Origin of the sequence: Desulfovibrio inopinatus DSM 10711 (assembly GCF_000429305.1) — a bacterium.
GTDB classification, from domain to species: Bacteria; Desulfobacterota; Desulfovibrionia; order Desulfovibrionales; family Desulfovibrionaceae; genus Alteridesulfovibrio; species Alteridesulfovibrio inopinatus.
The window spans coordinates 73,691-92,535 of record NZ_AUBP01000001.1 but is presented as its reverse complement, the minus strand read 5'-3'; the positions used below and the strand labels follow the sequence as shown (position 1 = coordinate 92,535).

The following is an 18,845-nucleotide window of genomic DNA, read 5'->3' as shown; positions in this document are numbered from 1 at the left end:
CATTGGAGTCCGTTGCCCGTCCCACAAAAGGATTCCGTCACTGCTCCTCTTTGAGATGTTACGACGTGTATGAAAGCGCTTCACGAATGCACGTAGCGAGACGCTTGATACCGGTTTCAATATGTTCGGGATCGGCATTGGAGAAATTGAGTCGCAAGGTGTTCTTCCCGCCTCCATCAACATAGAAGGGGGTTCCCGGAACAAAAGCGACTTTGTGCTCAATGGCCTTCTCGAACAATGTCAGGCTGGAAAGCTGTTCTGGCAATCGAGCCCAAAGGAACATCCCTCCATCGGGCTCGGTAACAGACACGTCCTCAGGAAAATACTTTTTGATGCACGAAACCATCAGGTCGCGTCGGGGACCATACAATTCTCGAATCGTTGCGATATGTGCATCCAGATCATTATCCCGCAAGTATCGCATGAGAATACGTTGCGTCAGTGTCGGAGTGTGCAGGTCCGAGGCTTGTTTTGCCGTAATACACGCATTCAAAAGGTCGCCTGTCGTAGAAAGATATCCCAAGCGCAACCCCGGGGCCGTGATTTTGGAAAACGATCCCAACGTCACCGCACAACCAGTAAAAAATGATCGCAACGGCGGCATCGGCTCTCCTTTATACCGCAAGTCACCGTACGGATCATCTTCGACAAGTACGAGATCATAACGGCTCAGTAATTCTCCCGTCCTGCGCCGTTTTTCCAAACTATGCGTTATACCTGACGGATTCTGAAAATTGGGCACAGTATAGAACATCTTTACACGGTTGGTTTCAAGAACCTCTTCCAATGCCGCAAGATTCGGACCGTCATCGTCCAATGGAATGGTCACAAATCGCGCCTCAAACAATGAAAAGCTCTGTATTGCTCCCAGGTATCCTGGGCGCTCCAGCAAAACGATATCACCGGCATCGATAAGCGTCTTGCCAAGCAAATCAAGGGCTTGTTGCGATCCCGTGGTAATGAGGATCTCATTGGCTGGGATGGGAAGGCCTCGGGTCTTGTGCAATCGCTCAGCAATAAAGCCGCGTAATTCAGGACACCCCTCCGTCGTGGAATACTGGAGAGCTTTGGGGCCTTCCTCGTTGAGACATGCTTGCGCGGCAAGAGAAAATGCCGCTGTCGGGAAAGAATTTGGACTGGGCAGTCCTCCGGCAAATGAAATAATTTCCGGATCGGCCGTAACTTTGAGTATCTCGCGAATAAAGGATCTGTGGACCGAACACATACGATGAGCCAGAGACATGCGTTGCTCCTTTGTATAATAACAGTTGCCTTTGGCAACTACTTTTCGCCGAAAACACAGCGAAAAGCAAATCCTTTTGTGTCCGTCCCTATTTTTTCTGATGTCTTCGGCTGGAATTTTTATGACTGTTCGTCTACAGTCAAGTGCCTGGCAACGTGCAACCAAGAAAAGGACGTTATGAACATCATGGAAGAACAAGAAATTAATGCCCGCGAGTTTCTTATTAAAAATGCTCTGCTTCTGGCAGTGAAAATTCACGAGAAACTCGAGTCTCCTGAAGATGTTACATCGGAAGATTTACGGCATTTGTCTGAGGCACTTTTGAATGTCAATGATCTGCTCGCCTCGTTTGATCCAATGGACGAATTTTACGACGACGAATTTTACGACGAAAAAGCCAACTAAGCGCCCGGCTGCCATGTTGCGATTAATATTTTTTCTCCTTTGCGCTCCCTTTATTACATTGGGAGTCGCCGTGACGTGCCTTATGCTCCGACCTTCCGGGAAACAGAGTTTCCTCCGGAAAGTGGAGACCGCGTGGGGCAAGATGCTTATTGCCGCTGCCGGATGTCGCATAGAATGCGATTTAAGTGCCTTGGATCCCAATGTAAATTATGTTTTTTTGGCAAATCATCAAAGTAATCTCGACATTCCGGCGTTTTTTTCCATTCTTGGAGACTACGATTTCAGGTTTCTCGCGAAAGACAGCCTGTTTCGCATTCCCTTGTTTGGTCACGCCATGCGCCACAACGGCCATATTGAAGTGTTTCGTGAAGATGGAGCCAAGGCCATGCAAGCCTTGCGTGACGCCGTCAAGATCGCCAAAGACGACAAAAGTATTCTCGTTTTTCCCGAAGGGACGCGAAGCCCAGACCCGAATCAGCTGTTGCCGTTCAAAGCTGGAGGTATGCTCATCGCGTACCGGGCCGGCCTGCCCGTTGCCCCACTTGTTATAGCGGGAACAGCAGCCATTATGCCCAAAGGGACCCTGCGCCTTAACCCCGGCGTCATCCGGGTGCGGGCTCTCCCGCCGCTTGATCCCACGAAAATTCGTAGTAAAACCGATCGGGCCACGTTTGAACGCGATCTCTACACGACAATGAACGACGCCTACCAGGAGCTCCATACATGGAAGGAAAAGACGACGCAGTAACCCTGTATCCGCTGGGCGGACTCGGCGAGATCGGGCTGAACTGCATGGCCCTGGTAAGCGGGGATTCCATGATCCTTGTTGACTGTGGCCTTATGTTTCCCGAAGATTATCTTTTCGGAATAGATATTGTTATTCCTCGATTCGACTTCATCCTTGGGATGAAAGACAAACTGAAAGGAATTGTTATTACGCATGGGCACGAGGACCATATTGGTGCTCTTCCCTGGCTTCTCCCATACGTGGACGCTCCCATTTACTCTTCCAAGTTCACGCTTGCACTCATTGCCAAGAAACTCACCGAGCATAACTTGATGGATTACGTCGATTTACGCCCGGTTGAAAAAAATGACCGCATCACACTTGGTAATTTTGCAATAAATTTCTTTGAAGTTTGTCACTCAATTATTCACGGGTTTGGTTTGGGTATTGAAACCCCTGCCGGCCGTATCGTGCACACCGGGGATTTCAAGATCGATCAAAATCCCTTGGACAACCACCGTACAGACATTGATGCGTTCAAGACTTTTTCCGAAGATGGCGCCCTGCTCCTGCTTTCCGATTCGACGAATGTCGAACGTGAAGGGTTTGCACTGACAGAACGCGAAATCAAGCATGCTCTCTCGAATATTTTCAAAAAATCCACCGGCCGCATCCTGGTCACGCTGTTTTCCAGCCATATTCAACGGATGCAGGAAGTATTCGATCTGGCACATGCCCATGGCAGACGTGTCGCAGTTTCAGGCAAAAGTTTGTATTCCAACATTGAGATCGCGAAAGAACTTGGAGACCTGGTCATTCCAGCCGGAACGGAATGTTCTCTGGAAGAGATTTCCGAACTTTCCGACGACAAGTGTGTCATCCTCCTGACCGGCTCACAAGGTGAACCATTGTCTGCACTGAACCGGTTGGCCATGGGAGAACATCGTCAGCTCAAGGTACATAAAGGCGATACTGTCATTATGTCCTCCCGCTTCATTCCAGGCAATGTGCGGGCCATTACCAAGCTCATCAATCGCCTCTATAAACTTGGCGCCGAAGTGCTTTACGAAAAAGTACAAGCTATTCATGCATCGGGTCATGCACATCGCGAAGAGCTGCGTATCATGTTGAACTCGGTGAAGCCCAAATTTTTCATCCCGGTACATGGTGAATACCGTCACCTTGTCAAACACTGTCGATTAGCCCAAGAATGTGGTGTTGCTCCGGAACGCGCCCTGCTTCTGGAAGACGGTGATCCTGTGACGTTCTACCCCAAAGGGATTCGCCTCGAAGACAAGATTCCCGTGGAAAATATCTATGTCGATGGCAAGGGCGTCGGTGATGTAGGGCAGACGGTCCTCAAAGAACGTCAACTTCTGGCTGGCGAAGGGCTGGTCATTGTTCTGCTTGTTATCGATGAAAAAACCGGGGAAATCACCCTTGGTCCCAAGATCCTGTCCAAAGGGTTTGTTTTTGAACAGCAGTACAGTCATGTTCTGGAAGATGCCAAATGTATCGTACTCGATATATTTGAAAACATCCCCCCAGGAGACTCGGAGAAACTCAAAGAGCGTATTCGGTCATCTCTACGACGATTCTTTCGGAAAATCCTTGCTCGCGATCCCGTCGTCGTTCCTATGGTTGTTGTGTTATAGGATTACCGCGGCTGTCAGCGGGGGGAAGAAGAGAACGTTTCTTTGGAAATGGATTCCTCTCTTCTCCCCTCCGCCGTCCCTTTTCATCTTTTCTCTCTTCCTCAAATCTTTTTGACGAAATAACGAGGTAGGCTCGACCTGACCGAAGACATACGGTATTCACGAAATAGATTGGCGAGAGTGCAGAACACTTTCCTGTATCTTGGAGAGCGGAGCATACGTCTCTCATACCTTATGCAGTGCCTCTTTCCCTCCTTCAAAACGTTTGAGGGGAAGGAAAAGGCAAGGAAAGGACGGCCAACGGCAACAGATAACGACAAGGATTATTTATGCGAGTACTTCGCGTGCAATACCAAGGTAAAAATTTTTATGCAGCACTTATCAAAGATCAAGTCATGTGCCTGGATAAAACACTTGGCCTCGATCAGCCCATTGCCCTGACGGACATCATTCCACTCCCGACAGTCACCCCGACAAAAGTTGTCTGCGCTGCCGTCAATTATCGACCGCATGCCGAGGAGATCGGATGGGCCATCCCGGATGAACCGGTTATCTTCTTCAAGCCGCCGACGGCTGTCATCGGCACCGGCCACTCCATCATTCTTCCCCAAAACAGCGCTCGTGTGGATTATGAAGGCGAACTTGCCGTCATTATCGGAAAAACATGTCGCTATGTTGCCCCGCAAGATGTTCCTTCCTATATCTTCGGCTACGCCTGCGCCAACGATGTCACGGCGCGTGACTTCCAGAAAAAAGACGGCTTGTTTGGTCGTGCCAAAGGATTTGATACCTTTTGTCCCATTGGACCATGGATTGAGACGGAAGTGGACGATGTCAACAATCTTCGGTTGACGACGTCGGTGAATGGCGAGGTTAAGCAGGAAGGAAATACGTCGGATATGATTTTCGACCCCTTTACGCTGGTCAGCTTCATTTCCACTGTCATGACGCTCAATCCGGGCGATGCGATTTTGACCGGAACGCCTAGTGGAATAGGTCCACTGACCCCTGGAGATGAAGTCCACGTGGAAATTGAAGGTGTCGGCCTGTTGAGCAATTCGGTTGTTCTCGAAGAAGACGCCCTCGCATCCACCACTCCCGTACAGTAAACAGATTATAAAAAATTTCCGGTATCAGAAGGCGGAAACACAGGGTTTCCTGCCTTCTGGTGATTTCCGGTGAGAGATGGTTGATTGTCTGGCTAACACTTTTACGCTAGCCTATTACCATGGTATGCGACATCAAACAATTTTTCGATACAAACCGCACATTGTTCATCTGGGCGATTTTTTTCGGACTGTTATGGCTTATTATCTCCAAGGGCCTTTTCGGGCTCGTTTTCATCACATTTATCTTGGGATATGTTTTCAATGGCCTCATTGAGTGGCTTTGTGCACGTTCCACAATCCCACGCCGCGCTTGGACGATTCTCATCTATCTTGTTTTCATAACCCTTGTACTGTTGCTTATCTCCATGGTCGCACCAGTGCTTGTGTCCGAAGGCAAAATGTTCTTCTCGCAGCTCCCCAAGGCTATTGAAAATATAGATCATTTCCTGGAAGCCCAGGCGAACCATCAACCAATGCTCGCCCCACTCATCGTAGCGTTACAAAAAATCATCTCTTTGGAGACCATTCCGGGCGTCGATAGTGAGCAACTCGTACGCTTTGCCGTCGTCTCCATCAATCAGATCACGGTCCATATTTCGTACTTTCTCATGGGAACGTTGTTCTCTTTCCTTATATTGCTCGATTATCCGAGATTACGCGCTCAAGCTATGAATCTCCGCCAGACGAGGCTGCGCCATTTTTATCGACACACCGCTGGAAGTATCATTCAGTGCGCGTTGTTTGTTGGCGAAGCATTCAAAGCACAAACCATGATTTCCTGCGCAAACACAATGCTGACCGCCCTCGGCATGTGGGGCCTCGGTATTCACCCGATATCATTGCTGAGTACTATCGTCTTTATAGCGGGCCTCATTCCTGTGCTTGGTATGTTTATTTCCACCATTCCCATCATGCTCATCGCCTTCAATATCGGGGGCCTCAATCTCGCGCTGCTGTCATTGGTCATGGTCATTTTTGTCCATCTCTTTGAGACCTATGTGCTCAACCCCCGCATTTTTTCAGCCGTCTTTAAAATCAGCCCTGTACTGACCTTATTCATTCTCTATATCGCCCACACGTTTTTTGGATTGTGGGGCATGATTCTAGGTGTCCCCATCACCGTGTTTGTCTTTAAGCATTTGATTCAGCGGCAAGCTTCGGCGTATCCAAGAGAAGAGAAAAAAACGATCACCTGAAAGCATAATAAAGGAGCGCCTCAAGAATCTTGAACCTATCAAGGATATTCTTGGACGCTCCAAATCAATAAGATAAGCTGCATTAGCTTTTTTCTCCCAGGTTCTCCTCTACTTACGTACTCAACGCTAAGTTTTTTTTGTTTGCTCGACATGTTGCCCTCAAGGGATTTACTCCATACGAATATATCTGTCAGGTCTGGACAAAAGAACCGGATCGCTTCAAGACAAATCCGAACGAGTACATCGTGGGACTAAATATCTAGTTTATTCTTTTCAAAATACGACGAGATTCAGCATGTGAGATGGAAGGCCAAAAGAGATGAAGAGAAACACTACTTCTTTCTAAATTACTCAGCTCAATAACAAAAGGCGACCCCAAGAGGCCGCCTTTTGTTATTGAGACTTCAACAATCCTGCAAAACTATAATACTCTGAATTTCAACACTTCGTTCGATTCAGGTTGAATGACGTGGACACCGCAGGCGATGCAGGGGTCGAAGGCGTGAACCGTGCGCAGAATTTCTACGGGGCGCTTGGGATCGGCGATCGGGGTGCCGATCAGAGCTTCTTCGACCGGTCCGAGCTTGCCTTCGGCACACCGAGGACCGAGGTTCCAGGTGGACGGAACCACGAGCTGGAAGTTTTCGATCTTTTTGTCTTTAATCTTAATCCAGTGCGACAAGGCACCACGCGGCGCTTCTTCAAAACCGACGCCTTCGGCTTCATCCGGCATTTCCCAATCCGTGTACAGATCGTTATTGCCCGATTTGACGTTATCACTCAGCGTTTTGACCCAGTCTCCCATTTTACCGGCGATGACGGCCGTTTCAATACCGCGGGCAGCGGTGCGGCCCAGGGTGGAGAACAGGTGTTCAGGCTTGATGGACAGTTTTTCCAATATCATGTCCACCGTTGCCTTGGTCTCAGGCTGAGCTTTGGCGTACGCGATGAGCGTCCGAGCCAAAGGACCGACTTCCATGGGCTCGCCTTTGTATCGAGGAGCCTTCATCCAGGAGTAGCGTTCCTTGTCACCCAGGCTGGTGTACTCAGGATCAGTGACACCATCCATGGGGTACAGGGCGGCATCGCCTTTGTACCAGCTATGCTTGACGTGTTCTTTAATTTCTTTCTGGTCGAATGCATCCACCTTGGAGAGGTCACGATTCATGACGACCCCAGCCGGGTACAATCCGTTGGGACGATCTTTCGCATTGCTGGCAAACTCACCAAAGCTGAGGAAGTTCGTCGTACCACCGATGCTTCCCCAATCTTTGTAGTATTCGGCCACGGCAAGCAGATCGGGAATGTAGACTTCATCGACAAACTGCTTGGTTTCTTTCCACAACGATACGAATTCGGCCAAGCGATCGGGTTTCAGGCTGTCGTAACAGGTGGCGCCACCGACAACCGTAAACTGAGTATGCGGATTCTTCGCACCGAAAACGGCCATGGCTCGAGCTGCCTTGACTTGGAGGTGCAACGCTTCAAGGTAGTGAGCCGTCGCAATCAAGCTGACTTCGGGGGGCAAGTAATAGGCATCATGTCCGCCCAGGAAGAAAGCGTTGGTAAAAATACCAAGCTGTCCCGATTCGACGAACTTATTCAACTTGTCCTGAACCGCCTTGAGATCGGCGGCCGTGGTCTTCCGCGGAGAAATCGTGGAAGCGATTTTGGCTGCTTTGCTCGGGTCGGCCTTGAGGCCAGCCGTCACATCGACCCAGTCCAGGGCATGAAGGTGATAGAAATGGACAATGTGGTCATGCAGATATTGCGAACCGAGCACAAGATTCCGCACGAGTTCGGCGTTTGCCGGAATATCAACGCCAACAGCATTATCGACACAGCGCGTTGAAGCCAGTGCGTGGACGTATGTACACACACCGCAGGAACGTTGGGTAAAATGCTGGGCATCACGGGGATCACGGCCTTTCAGGATAATTTCCAGACCGCGAAACAGTTGGGAAGAGCTGCGGGCATCTTTAATTTTGCCGTCTGCGACCTCGACTTCAATGCGCAGGTGGCCTTCAATGCGCGTGATCGGGTCGACGACAATGGGACCGCTAAAATTCGATTTAGGCGTCATGGCTGGATCTTTGGCCATATCTCAAAACCTCCGATTGGGCGTCTTTCGCGTTGATGGTGGTCCTTAGAACTGCTCGTAGAACGGGCTCATGGAATCCCAAAACTGGGGTTCGCTGCAGCCGATGCAGGGGTGTCCCGCTTCAACAGGCCAGTTGGTCTGATTAAATTTGACCTTGGGGCAGTTGTTGAAAGTCAATGGGCCCTTGCATCCGAGTTCATAGAGACACCAGCCTTTCTTGGCTTCTTCCGAGCCAAACGAAGGCGCGAATTCCCCGTTATCGAAATGCTTGAGACGGGGGCAATTGTCATGAACGGTTTCACCGTAAAACATCGTGGGGCGACCGTTATCATCAAGTTCGGGCATTCCCTTCGTCAGCAAATGCACCACGGTACCGACGAAATTGATGGGATTGGGCGGACAACCGGCAATACAGATGGTTTGAATTCCAGTTGCCTTGGATACAGGAACAGCCTTAGACGGATTGGGTGCAGCCGCCTGCACACCACCGAAGCTCGAACACTGACCGATGCTGATAACGCCTTTGGCTTTGGGACAGATTTCTTTGACAAGCTCAAGCATGGGCTTGCCGGCCACCATTCCCCAGTTCCCCTGGTCAATGGTCGGCACCGCGCCTTCCACCACACAGTAAAAACCTTCTTTAGAATTCACGGCTTCATGCAGTGCTTCTTCCGCAGCTTCGCCAGCCGCGGCCATGAGCGTTTCATGATAATCCAAAGAAATCGTGTCGAGGATAAGTTCGTCAATGTACGGTTTTACCGTACGCAAAACGGCTTCGGAACAGCCTGTACATTCAGCACAATGCAAATACACAACGGACGGACGCCGTTTTGCCGTCAACGCATGGGCAACGTCCACGGCAAATGCCGGGCCCATCCCCATAGTGACAGCCACAGTGGTACAGAATTTCATGAAATCACGGCGCGATACGCCTCGTTGTTCGAGCCGTTTTTCCGCATCGTCCTTACCAAGACCGATCGAGAATCGCATAACGCACCTCCATGCGTAGTGGTCGAGCCCGCCGCATACATCTTCGGGCTACACGTCGCCTCTTCCAGATTTGTTGCCCGAAACGAACAATGGATGAGATATACTCTCTGCCCCCCGGCTCCATTGTCGCTCGCGCAACAAAAAAGAAACAATTTCATTAGGGTATGCCCCTTGTGCTCCTGCGAAGTCAAATCGATAAACACAATGAGGCCCCAGTCTACATATAGACAAAACAAATAACACAATAATCGTCCGCGAGTATCTCCTCTCATAATAGTCAATAATAAAAAATACGTGATCATCTCCCTCTCCTGCCAGTTTATGACTGGTCAAATGACCAATACCTTCCGTCCAGCACAGGGAGCAATGCCACATTTTACAGAAATTTTTTTTTGTTAATATCAAATTAACATTTCATATACATGAAAATGAAGAGAAAAGACAAGATGAAAAGCGTACAATCCAGTTCTGCTGCTATGAGATTCCCCCCAATGATTCTCATCACCACTCCAATCAACTTTCATCTTGTATTTTTTGGTATTCCCAGGGCATAACCAGTGAAGAGACGGCAATGCGTGGTCCGTCTCACGATCTATTCAATTCACAATGAGGGGGATGACATGGACGAGCGGAACAAAATACATCACGCCACGCTTATCATCATTATTATTGCCGCGGTAGCAGCAACTGGGGGATTATTGTTCGGCTTTGATACCGGCGTCATCTCCGGAGCTTTGCTGTTCATCAAAAAAGATTTTGCTTTAAGCAATCTCTACCAAGAATTGGTGGTGAGCGCTGTGCTTGTGGGTTGCATTATCGGCGCAGCCTCCAGCGGGAAAATCGTCGACCGATTCGGACGTCGTAACGTCATCATTGTGACGGCCATTATTTTCGGCCTGGGTTCTCTCTGGACCGGGTTTGCGGCGGACGCGGTACATCTTGTGCTCGGCCGCATCGTTGTCGGCCTTGGCATTGGAGTTGCGTCGTTTGCCGTACCGCTGTATTTAAGTGAAATATCCCCGCAAGAAATCCGTGGAGCGCTCGTCTCGCTCAACCAGCTCATGATCACCATAGGAATTGTGGTCTCGTATCTCATCGACCATTATTTTGCCACATGGGATGGCGGCTGGCGGTATATGTTTCTGGCCGGTCTTTTTCCTGCGCTCGTCCTCGGTATCGGCATGCTCTTTTTACCACGTACTCCCCGTTGGTTGGCAAGCAAGCAGTACGAAAGCGAGGCTCAACGCGTACTCGGACGTATTGATCCTCATCATGCCGAGGAAGAATATCGACGTATCAAACGATCTCTGAAGGTTGAAAAAAGCGGATCTTTTTCCGATCTGTTCGCCCCGGCAGTGCGTCCGGCATTGTTGATCGGCGTTGGCATTATGGTCGTCCAGCAAGCCACAGGTATCAACACGGTTATTTATTACGCCCCGACAATCTTCGAAATGGCCGGTTTCGAATCTGCCCGAGCGGCAATTTCAGCAACAGTCGGCGTCGGAGTGGTCAATGTGCTTATGACGATTGTCGCCATTCGACTCGTCGACATGTGGGGAAGAAAACCTCTCCTCTACTTAGGACTTTCCGGAATGGTCCTCAGCCTGGCCGTACTCGGGGGAGCGTTTGCTTTAACCGATATATTGGGTGCATCGCTCAAGTGGTACGCACTTGGGAGCCTCTTCGTGTATATCGCTTCGTTTGCCGTATCATTAGGACCTATTGCCTGGCTTATGATTTCGGAAGTCTATCCACTCCAAATCCGTGGCATTGGCATGAGCGTGGCTACCCTTGCCAACTGGCTCTTCAATTTTATTATTGCTTTGACATTCCTTTCCATCATCGATGTATTAGGACGTCCCGGTGCGTTTTGGTTATATGCAACGATTGGCATTTTCGGAATATGGTTCACTTGGAAGTATATCCCCGAAACCAAAGGGGTGCCTCTTGAGCAGATTGAAAAAAACCTCTATGCCGGAAAGCCAGCGCGCGAACTTGGTCGTTGATAAGCGACTCCTCTCTCACCACTTCAGCGGCCGGCCCCCCGGCCGCTTTGTTTTGTACCTCTCGGATGTACTATGAAAATCAGTTTTGATCTCACCCAGGGTTCCGTCGGCCCTCTTATTCGTCAAGTCGCCATTCCGGCCAGTATCGGCTTTTTCTTCAACACCATGTTCAACGTGGTCGACACATACTGGGGAGGACAACTTTCCACCCAATCCCTTGCGGCGCTTTCCTTATCATTTCCGGTATATTTCATCATCATCGCCGTCGCGCAGGGCATGGCTGTCGGTGCGACAGCATTGATTGGGGCAGCCTTAGGGAAAAACGATCCCTCACAAGCACGTTTGTACTTTCTTCAGGCCGTGATGTTTTCTGCTCTTCTCGGCATAGGGCTGACATTTTTGGGATTGATTGTTGCCCCGAGTCTATTCGGAATTCTTGGTGCCACCGGAGAGTATTTGGACATTTGTCTCGACTATATGAATGTCATCTTCTTCGGCGCTGTGTTCTTTGTGCTCAATTTCGTTGTCAATTCACTCCTCAACGCCCGCGGCGACACCAGACCATTTCGGAACTTCCTCATTGTCGGTTCCATACTCAATATCGGGCTTGACCCCTGGTTTATTTATGGAGGGTTCGGATTGCCGGCCATGGGTATTGCCGGTATTGCGCTGGCGACGATCCTTATTCAGGCGTTAGGCCTTCTATATCTCGTCAAGAAGTGCTTCGATAGCGGCTTGCTCGAACATATTCATCTCAAGCGGTTATTGCCCAAACCAGCGATCATTACTGAAATCGCCTACCAGGGATTGCCGGCAAGCTGTAATTTCGCCACCATTGGCATCGGAATTTTTGTTATCACCTACTTTTTTTCCCTTTTCGGCAAAGCTCCGGTTGCTGCCTATGGTGTCGCGACTCGCATTGAACAAATTATCCTTCTTCCATCCATTGGACTTAATATTGCGACGTTATCCATTGTTGCCCAAAACTGTGGCGCCGGTCGCTATGATCGTATTCATGAAACACTGAATACCGCATTGCGATACGGTTTTGTTATTATGGCTTTGGGTACAGCCATAGTCTTTTTCTTCGCCAATCCCCTCGTCACACTGTTTACCGACGATCCGGCAGTCATCGACATAGGCACAGACTATTTGCGCGTCATGGCATTTCTTCTCTATGCCTATGTCGTCTTGTTTGTTCACGTAGCGGCATTACAAGGCATGAAGCTCCCCATGTTCGCCATTTATATCGGCCTGTTCCGCCAGCTTCTTGCCCCGGCCGCCCTCTTTTCGCTTTTTGCCGTCGCCTTGGACTTTCGACTTCCTGGCATCTGGTGGAGCGTATTCGTCATCAATTGGCTGTCGGCGGGCATCTCCTTCTTTTACGCTCGCCGAGTCCTGAACGCGCAACGCGGATGCACCGAAAAAAAGCAATAGCGATTTGAAGGACGGAGAGAATACCAACGTTTCATCCGCCCCGTAAGAGCGCAAAGCGAGTCGTCATCGGCCCCCTCTAGGGGCCCCGCTATCGTTCGACGTGGAGTTTTTTCAGCCGAGAATCAAAGGTTGAACGATTAAGCCCGGCTTCTTTAGCAGCGCTTGTCACGTTCCATTTGTGTTTTTCCAAAAGATAAATCGCATATTCACGTTCCACATCTTCCCATGAACGCCCTTCGAATGGATCTTCAGTCACTTCGCTCATCTCGGAGGAAGACGTCAATGTCGGCGCGGCTCCGGCAAGAGGAGCCATCGTCGGTCGTGGAGAGTTCGGCGCTTCATTGCGATATTGCGGAGGCAAATGCGATGGTCTGATAATGGAACTCCCCACAGTTGCTAAAAGAAACTTCACGAAGTTCTCCATCTCACGGACATTCCCCTTCCACGGATAACAGGAAAGGAGTTCAAGCGTTTCCGGAGCAAATTCACGGCATTCATTATCGACATGCTTTCCATCACGCTTCAAAAAATAATTCAGAAGAAGCGGAATATCTTCAGTACGATCACGTAACGGCGGCATATGGAGGGGCAGCACATTCAGTCGATAAAACAAATCCTCTCGGAACTCGCCCGAGTCGATCGCTTGCGCTAGATCCTTGTTCGTGGCTGAAACTAAACGAACGTCGATGGTCTTAGCTTTGGCTCCGCCCAACGGTTTGATTTCGTTATTCTGAATAACGCGAAGAATGCGCGCCTGGAGGCTCACCGGCATATCACCGATTTCATCGAGAAAAATCGTTCCACCATCCGCTGCTTCAAAGAGACCGACTTTGTCTTTATCCGCCCCGGTAAACGCACCTTTTTTATAACCGAACAATTCACTTTCGAGTAATGTCTCAGGAATGGCCGAACAATTCTGGACAAAAAACGGCTTATCGGCACGCCGACTGCGTCGATGAATTTCCTGGGCAATGAGATCCTTTCCTGTACCGGATTCTCCAGTGATCAACACTGGAAAATCGGTCTTGGCATAGTCGCGAGCGGTTTTGAGCACTGAAAGCAAAACCTTGCTCTGGCCGATAATAGGCGAGTGGCCTCGGAGTTCATTAAGTGTTTTTTTCAGCCCACGGTTTTCTTCTATGGTATCAGAATAAGAAATGGAATTTGATAACGCCATGGAAGCTATCGTGACAAGACTTGTGAGCAGATTGAGATAATCCTTATCAAGATTAAGACGACTGCCTCGAGCACTCGTATCGATAATTTCAAGCACGCCATAGACTTGACCATTCTTCAGGATCAAGGGGAAACCAAGTATAAGTGTACTTTTTTCATCAAGATCGGCTTCAAGTTCTTTGAAGTGACGCTGATCTTTTCCAGCTTCGGCAATCGCCATTTTTCCATTTTCAACGATCCATTTCACAAGACTCGGTCGATTGGCATCAATGGAGACGCCAAGAATCTGGTCATGCTGACTGCCTACAGCTTCCACACAAACAAAAGCATCGCCCTGCTTCATCCACAACGAGCCTCGATCGACATTCTGCAGACCAAGCAAGGTTTCCAGGAATCGCCGTTGCAACCGCCCGGGGTCTATTTCCTCAAAAAGTGCTTTAAAAAAATCGAGATCCATTGTGCTCTTCATTTCTGCCCCGTGGTTATACTCCGTTGGTATCAAAATGAATTTGCCACTGCCTGACCCCGGTGTAAAGAGTTCAACAGTCGGCTCTACTTTTTTGATATGTTTTTTACAAACCAAGAAGCAAAGACGAAAAGTATTGCTTGTGACCTTCCTCTCAGAGTACGATTGCATACCACATTCGCACCCAAACAAAGGAGACGGACGTTGAAACGACTTGCCTGTATCATGATAAGTCTGATGTTCTTGGCCATCAGTTGCAGTTCATCCGGCCCCTGGTTGTACCATATTACTCCAGAAGATGTGGCCAGTGAACCGACTGTCTACGCCAAGGTCATCACTCCACCCAATCCTGAATTGCTTGGGTTCTGGCGTCGAGATCCACCGACACAATTCAACAAGCCACATACTTTCGACTACTGGCTTATCAAGAAAGGCGACAAGTACGCCGTATATTACTATTGGAAAGACCCCAAGCATGGACGGACCTATGATGGATGGGCTCCGTTTGTCATCAATGGAGACACCATGCGCAGCACAGTCGATGCGTCTAAGTTTTTTTATAAAGACGGCAAAGTGTGGCACAACTGGGCAGGCCGAGAATTTGACTCGCCTATGCGCCTCATTACCAAGTAACCCTTGGAGTACAGCCGATTTCTCCAGAGGATATCGGCTGTACATATCTTTTCTTTTCATCTCTCCAGCACGGACTCTTTTTCGTGCGAATTGCCCTCATGATGAGCTAACTGCTTCTTTAGCAAATAAAAATCTCCTTTTTCTCCTTCGTGTTCGTCTTAAATGTAACCGTCGTTTCTTCCAAAACGATAGACTATCCAGCGATGACGTTTGTTCTCCTTTGGAGAGGATTTCCAACGGTCCCGATTGTCATCCTCGGTTGTGTTCACCATGGATTCAGGCGTCGCAACCGATACCTTACGGATTGGGCAAACCGCTTTGCCTGACGTCTCGCAGACCGGGTGCCACAGGATGGGCCCCCGGCTTCGAGACGCGGCCTGGGCAGGATGGAATGAATTTCTCTAAGCACAAGATCGAGGAGCAGACCGAGGCCGAACTGGACCGTCAGGCGGTTGCAGCAGTTTTAGCAGGGAATGTTCACCGATTCGAAGAGTTGGTTCGTCGACATAGCGGGTTGGTGGATTCCATTGTAAGCCGTAAGGTTCCGACGGACAAAGTACCGGATGTCGCACAAGATGCGTTTATCCGAGCCTTCAATGCGTTAGGGGGATTTCAAGAATCCGGCTGTTTTCCCGCTTGGCTTCGCACGATAGCGGTGCGCACATGTCTCGACTTCTGGCGTAAGGAGTATGCCCGTCACGAAACACCGTTTGCAACACTCGATACAGGACGTGGAGATTGGCTCGATTGCCTGATGCATGAAGAGTCGCTCAACAACCATGACCGACAGGAAGCCATCGACGACTCGCGAGAACTATTGCAATATGGGTTGAGTCGTTTATCGGCTGAGGACAGAATGGTAGTAACGTTGGTTCATTTGGAAGAATATTCCGTTTCAGAAGCGGCAAAAATGCTGGATATGAGTTCAGTAGCCGTAAAAGTACGGGCCCATCGTGCCCGAAAGAAACTTCGCACCATTATGCAGGACGCTTTGGTGGAGGACGTACAATGAACGAAAAGGAATTCGCTCAATTGGAAAAGATGTTGCGCACCGCGCACAATACAACAGCTCCTTCGGGCCGTCTCAATGCGGATTGGCGACGAGGAGTTATGGCCCAAATCCATACCGAAGCCGCTGTCATGGCAGCCCAGAGAACACCGTCGCTGTTACAATCGCTGGCTTCATTTTGGCCAGCAGCTTGGGGAATGGCGGCAAGTGCAACTGGTATTGCGATCTGGATCTCCATGCAGTCGGCTGCAGCCGAAAGAGCCTTACTCGCAGCTCATTATCTGGAGTCTTACATCATAACATTTCCAATTTAAGGAGTCCGATATGTCCGTATATCTGATAGTCTCTATTTTTTAAAGGAGTCAATCCATGCGCACATGGAAAGCCTGGTTTGTCGTTGCACTCGTTTTCTTCTCCGGGCTCGGTATCGGTGTAGTGGGGAGTCAATATCACTTCTACCTGATGCACGCTCGAATGGATGCCCAGATGAAGGCGGGAGTACCTCCATTCTTTTCCCGACTTGCCGATCATCTCGGGCTGACTCAAGAACAAGAAGAGAAAGCCAAGGCTGTTTTTGTTCAGTCACGCCCTCAATTCCAGAAGGCTCTCCAGCAATGCAAGCCGGCGATGGATAACGTTTTTGAAGAAACAGTCAATAAGTTCAAGCCAGACTTGAACCCGTCTCAACAGGCAGAATTGGACCGCATCATCGCAGTGATTCATTCTATAAAGGAACTCGACCCAAAAGAATTGGATCGCCAAGTCTTTGGAGACCCAGAGTAGGGGACGAAATTTTCTTTCACAAGAATCAAGGGAAAGGTCATGAAGAAACATACAGGCAGCCTGTCAACTCCAGTGAAAATTGAAATTGAGACGTGGCCGGGAGTGTATACAAGACTTGATCACGACGGACATACTCAAAGGCATAGCATTGATACGTTCCGCGATCTTGTCCGAACACTTCCTCAAAAGAACAGAACCATTCTGAATACGTTGAATGTGATCTCTCGCGGCTGACGCTACCGTTGACCGGTTCGCTGCCTGTATCGAAGAAGTGCTCCATGGGAAGACTACACACGCACTATCATCACGCTTTACCCCATAATATGGAAGACATGATCTTCTCTCTTGTCGTCAATGGGAAAAGAAAAATGTGCTTTATTTCATTCGATGAAGCATATTCTGGGGCAACTCACACAGCGACATTATATAACGAAACAACGATTGAATGCGTTGTTTCTGTGCACGATAAAGAACTTGGTAGCATGGAACGATATTCACTCTGTACGTTGAAACTGATTCAGGAAGACCTGTATCGGTTTTCTCCCAGAAAGCAGGCTCGTTCAACGTACAGAGCAGCGTAAAATCACATGCCCCCCAAGAGCATGGCGGCTGTCGTAGACGACACGCGACAAACATGCGCGCAAACCGCCATTTAAAAAGGCCCCTAAGGGGGCCTTTTTAAATGGCGTAGTAATCTTACTCGGAAATTGGTTTGAAGCTGACGACAAACCAGGGCGGAGAAACCGAACCGGAAACGGCGACAGCGGCGGAACCGGATGGACCGCGATGTGTAAACCCAAGAACATCCGCATCCCCCGCATCGAGAACACGTTTTAAAGCTTCTTCCACAACAGCATTCGCAAGTGCATCCTTCGATGCGATGCCATGCATGTCACTCACTGTGGCGATCCCTGCAGCATCGCGATAATACAGTACGGCGGCTTTGGCTTTGCTATTGACGGTATCAATTTCCTTTTGCAATGCCGTATCGGACGCGGCCACCGCAAGCCCGTCGGGCAGCACTAACACACTCGTCAACCCATCCAACATAGTCGAAGCAGCAAGGACTTTACGACTAATTTGGTCAAGCGTTACATCACGAGAAACAACCCCAAGAGTGGCATCGCCATCAAACATAGGCGCCGAAACCGTTACCATCATACCTGCGCCGGCCAGATCGAGATACGGCCGCTCCCACCGGGGTTTTCGGTTTGCAAAGTCGGCAACTGTATAAAAATGTTTTTCCGTCGGTTTAGAATTCGCGACAGCATCTTTAAGCGGTAAGCGCGGATAAATGAGAAAGGCTTCATTCACAGTGGTCAGATAGACCCAGGAATAGCCAAAGGTTTTATACGCAGCCTGAAACGACGGCCAAATATGGACAAAGGTTTCCAGGTCGCGAAAAACATCGTCGGAAAAGACTCCATTCGTATAGGCAAGAAGCGATGGAGCTGGCGCCTGAAAGGCCATAGGACCAAACTTTTGACCGGGCAAGGCAAACAACGTGACGTCGTCTTGCTGTTCGAAACGCTTTTTCCAGAGAACTTTTTTGCCCGCATCGGGAACGGGTGTTTCAGCGCGTAATTTGACGAATTCCTGTCCTAAAGCTTCCACGCTACGTTCGCATAATCCAAGGCCGAGTTCGATATTATCGGCAGTTTGTAGACTCACAATGCGGACCAGAGCCAGGGCTTCCTGACTTTTTCCTTCATCAGCAGCCGTAACAGGTCCAGTGCAGACCAAGCTCAACACCATCAGACACATCGAACACCACAAGCAACGCAACTTCATGCCGTATTCCTCCTCATAGACCAATTATGGGAATATGTTCTTAAACCATTCCTCCACGAAAGCAAAATGGGGACAGGCAAATTATGTTGACGCCATATGAACCTGTCGGTAATTGTTG

At 49.3% G+C, this 18,845-nt stretch carries 17 protein-coding genes; 12 read left to right on the top strand and 5 right to left on the bottom strand.

Annotated elements, in window-relative coordinates:
* Positions 1-58 precede the first annotated feature (58 nt).
* Positions 59-1,243: an aminotransferase-like domain-containing protein gene (locus G451_RS0100375; RefSeq protein ID WP_027182716.1), complete on the bottom strand. Its 1,185-nt coding sequence runs from the start codon at positions 1,241-1,243 to the stop codon at positions 59-61.
* 186 nt (positions 1,244-1,429) lie between these two features.
* Here G451_RS0100375 and G451_RS34505 point away from each other — a divergent pair, with 186 nt between their 5' ends.
* From G451_RS34505 to G451_RS26615, 5 genes are all read left to right on the top strand, one after another.
* The gene (locus tag G451_RS34505; RefSeq protein ID WP_169727799.1) at positions 1,430-1,648 is read left to right on the top strand and encodes a hypothetical protein; all 219 of its coding nucleotides are present in this window, start codon (positions 1,430-1,432) and stop codon (positions 1,646-1,648) included.
* A 70-nt stretch (positions 1,649-1,718) separates the two neighbouring features.
* Positions 1,719-2,396, top strand: a complete 678-nt coding sequence (locus G451_RS0100365; RefSeq protein ID WP_169727798.1) for a lysophospholipid acyltransferase family protein — start codon at positions 1,719-1,721, stop codon at positions 2,394-2,396.
* Positions 2,372-4,030 (top strand): ribonuclease J, encoded by a 1,659-nt coding sequence (locus G451_RS0100360; RefSeq protein ID WP_027182713.1) that lies wholly within the window; start codon positions 2,372-2,374, stop codon positions 4,028-4,030. Before G451_RS0100365 ends, G451_RS0100360 begins: the two co-directional genes overlap by 25 nt.
* A 329-nt stretch (positions 4,031-4,359) precedes the next feature.
* Positions 4,360-5,139: a fumarylacetoacetate hydrolase family protein gene (locus tag G451_RS0100350; RefSeq protein ID WP_027182712.1), complete on the top strand. Its 780-nt coding sequence runs from the start codon at positions 4,360-4,362 to the stop codon at positions 5,137-5,139.
* Positions 5,140-5,258: 119 nt separating this feature from the next.
* Positions 5,259-6,335, top strand: coding sequence for an AI-2E family transporter (locus tag G451_RS26615; RefSeq protein ID WP_051260961.1), 1,077 nt, complete (start codon positions 5,259-5,261; stop codon positions 6,333-6,335).
* Between the two features lie 421 nt (positions 6,336-6,756).
* Here G451_RS26615 and G451_RS0100340 read toward each other — a convergent pair whose 3' ends face one another.
* Both G451_RS0100340 and G451_RS0100335 read right to left on the bottom strand, forming a co-directional pair.
* Positions 6,757-8,436: a nickel-dependent hydrogenase large subunit gene (locus G451_RS0100340; RefSeq protein WP_027182711.1), complete on the bottom strand. Its 1,680-nt coding sequence runs from the start codon at positions 8,434-8,436 to the stop codon at positions 6,757-6,759.
* Between the two features lie 45 nt (positions 8,437-8,481).
* Positions 8,482-9,426: a hydrogenase small subunit gene (locus G451_RS0100335; protein ID WP_027182710.1), complete on the bottom strand. Its 945-nt coding sequence runs from the start codon at positions 9,424-9,426 to the stop codon at positions 8,482-8,484.
* A 620-nt stretch (positions 9,427-10,046) separates the two neighbouring features.
* Between G451_RS0100335 and G451_RS26610 the strand changes: the two genes are divergently transcribed.
* Entirely contained in the window at positions 10,047-11,432 is a 1,386-nt protein-coding gene (locus tag G451_RS26610) for a sugar porter family MFS transporter (protein ID WP_034640102.1), read from the top strand.
* A 72-nt stretch (positions 11,433-11,504) separates the two neighbouring features.
* Entirely contained in the window at positions 11,505-12,869 is a 1,365-nt protein-coding gene (locus tag G451_RS0100325; RefSeq protein WP_027182709.1) for an MATE family efflux transporter, read from the top strand.
* A gap of 88 nt (positions 12,870-12,957) precedes the next feature.
* On the opposite strand, the gene G451_RS0100320 is transcribed toward G451_RS0100325, so the two are convergent.
* On the bottom strand, positions 12,958-14,514 hold the full coding sequence (locus G451_RS0100320; protein ID WP_027182708.1) for a sigma-54-dependent Fis family transcriptional regulator: 1,557 nt from the start codon (positions 14,512-14,514) through the stop codon (positions 12,958-12,960).
* A gap of 201 nt (positions 14,515-14,715) precedes the next feature.
* Between G451_RS0100320 and G451_RS34500 the strand changes: the two genes are divergently transcribed.
* The 5 genes from G451_RS34500 to G451_RS0100290 all read left to right on the top strand — a co-directional run bounded on the left by G451_RS34500 (position 14,716) and on the right by G451_RS0100290 (position 17,517).
* Positions 14,716-15,144: a hypothetical protein gene (locus G451_RS34500; protein ID WP_169727797.1), complete on the top strand. Its 429-nt coding sequence runs from the start codon at positions 14,716-14,718 to the stop codon at positions 15,142-15,144.
* 391 nt (positions 15,145-15,535) lie between these two features.
* Positions 15,536-16,156, top strand: coding sequence for an RNA polymerase sigma factor (locus G451_RS34495; protein ID WP_051260959.1), 621 nt, complete (start codon positions 15,536-15,538; stop codon positions 16,154-16,156).
* Positions 16,153-16,467: a hypothetical protein gene (locus G451_RS0100305; protein ID WP_027182706.1), complete on the top strand. Its 315-nt coding sequence runs from the start codon at positions 16,153-16,155 to the stop codon at positions 16,465-16,467. Before G451_RS34495 ends, G451_RS0100305 begins: the two co-directional genes overlap by 4 nt.
* 55 nt (positions 16,468-16,522) lie before the next feature.
* Positions 16,523-16,936: a hypothetical protein gene (locus G451_RS0100300; protein WP_027182705.1), complete on the top strand. Its 414-nt coding sequence runs from the start codon at positions 16,523-16,525 to the stop codon at positions 16,934-16,936.
* A gap of 278 nt (positions 16,937-17,214) precedes the next feature.
* Positions 17,215-17,517: a hypothetical protein gene (locus G451_RS0100290; protein ID WP_156921454.1), complete on the top strand. Its 303-nt coding sequence runs from the start codon at positions 17,215-17,217 to the stop codon at positions 17,515-17,517.
* Positions 17,518-17,632: 115 nt separating this feature from the next.
* Here the strand turns inward: G451_RS0100290 and G451_RS26600 are convergent, their stop codons facing one another.
* Positions 17,633-18,727, bottom strand: coding sequence for a PDC sensor domain-containing protein (locus G451_RS26600; RefSeq protein ID WP_051260958.1), 1,095 nt, complete (start codon positions 18,725-18,727; stop codon positions 17,633-17,635).
* Between the last annotated feature and the right edge of the window lie 118 nt (positions 18,728-18,845).

Bases quoted from the DNA above. Each gene is read 5' to 3' on its own strand.
- G451_RS0100375 (WP_027182716.1), bottom strand. From the start codon at position 1,243: ATGTCTCTGGCTCATCGTATGTGTTCGGTCCACAGATCCTTTATTCGC.
- G451_RS34505 (WP_169727799.1), top strand. From the start codon at position 1,430: ATGGAAGAACAAGAAATTAATGCCCGCGAGTTTCTTATTAAAAATGCT.
- G451_RS0100360 (WP_027182713.1), top strand. From the start codon at position 2,372: ATGGAAGGAAAAGACGACGCAGTAACCCTGTATCCGCTGGGCGGACTC.
- G451_RS0100350 (WP_027182712.1), top strand. From the start codon at position 4,360: ATGCGAGTACTTCGCGTGCAATACCAAGGTAAAAATTTTTATGCAGCA.
- G451_RS26615 (WP_051260961.1), top strand. From the start codon at position 5,259: ATGGTATGCGACATCAAACAATTTTTCGATACAAACCGCACATTGTTC.
- G451_RS0100340 (WP_027182711.1), bottom strand. From the start codon at position 8,436: ATGGCCAAAGATCCAGCCATGACGCCTAAATCGAATTTTAGCGGTCCC.
- G451_RS0100335 (WP_027182710.1), bottom strand. From the start codon at position 9,426: ATGCGATTCTCGATCGGTCTTGGTAAGGACGATGCGGAAAAACGGCTC.
- G451_RS26610 (WP_034640102.1), top strand. From the start codon at position 10,047: ATGGACGAGCGGAACAAAATACATCACGCCACGCTTATCATCATTATT.
- G451_RS0100325 (WP_027182709.1), top strand. From the start codon at position 11,505: ATGAAAATCAGTTTTGATCTCACCCAGGGTTCCGTCGGCCCTCTTATT.
- G451_RS0100320 (WP_027182708.1), bottom strand. From the start codon at position 14,514: ATGAAGAGCACAATGGATCTCGATTTTTTTAAAGCACTTTTTGAGGAA.
- G451_RS34495 (WP_051260959.1), top strand. From the start codon at position 15,536: ATGAATTTCTCTAAGCACAAGATCGAGGAGCAGACCGAGGCCGAACTG.
- G451_RS0100305 (WP_027182706.1), top strand. From the start codon at position 16,153: ATGAACGAAAAGGAATTCGCTCAATTGGAAAAGATGTTGCGCACCGCG.
- G451_RS0100300 (WP_027182705.1), top strand. From the start codon at position 16,523: ATGCGCACATGGAAAGCCTGGTTTGTCGTTGCACTCGTTTTCTTCTCC.
- G451_RS0100290 (WP_156921454.1), top strand. From the start codon at position 17,215: ATGGGAAGACTACACACGCACTATCATCACGCTTTACCCCATAATATG.
- G451_RS26600 (WP_051260958.1), bottom strand. From the start codon at position 18,727: ATGAAGTTGCGTTGCTTGTGGTGTTCGATGTGTCTGATGGTGTTGAGC.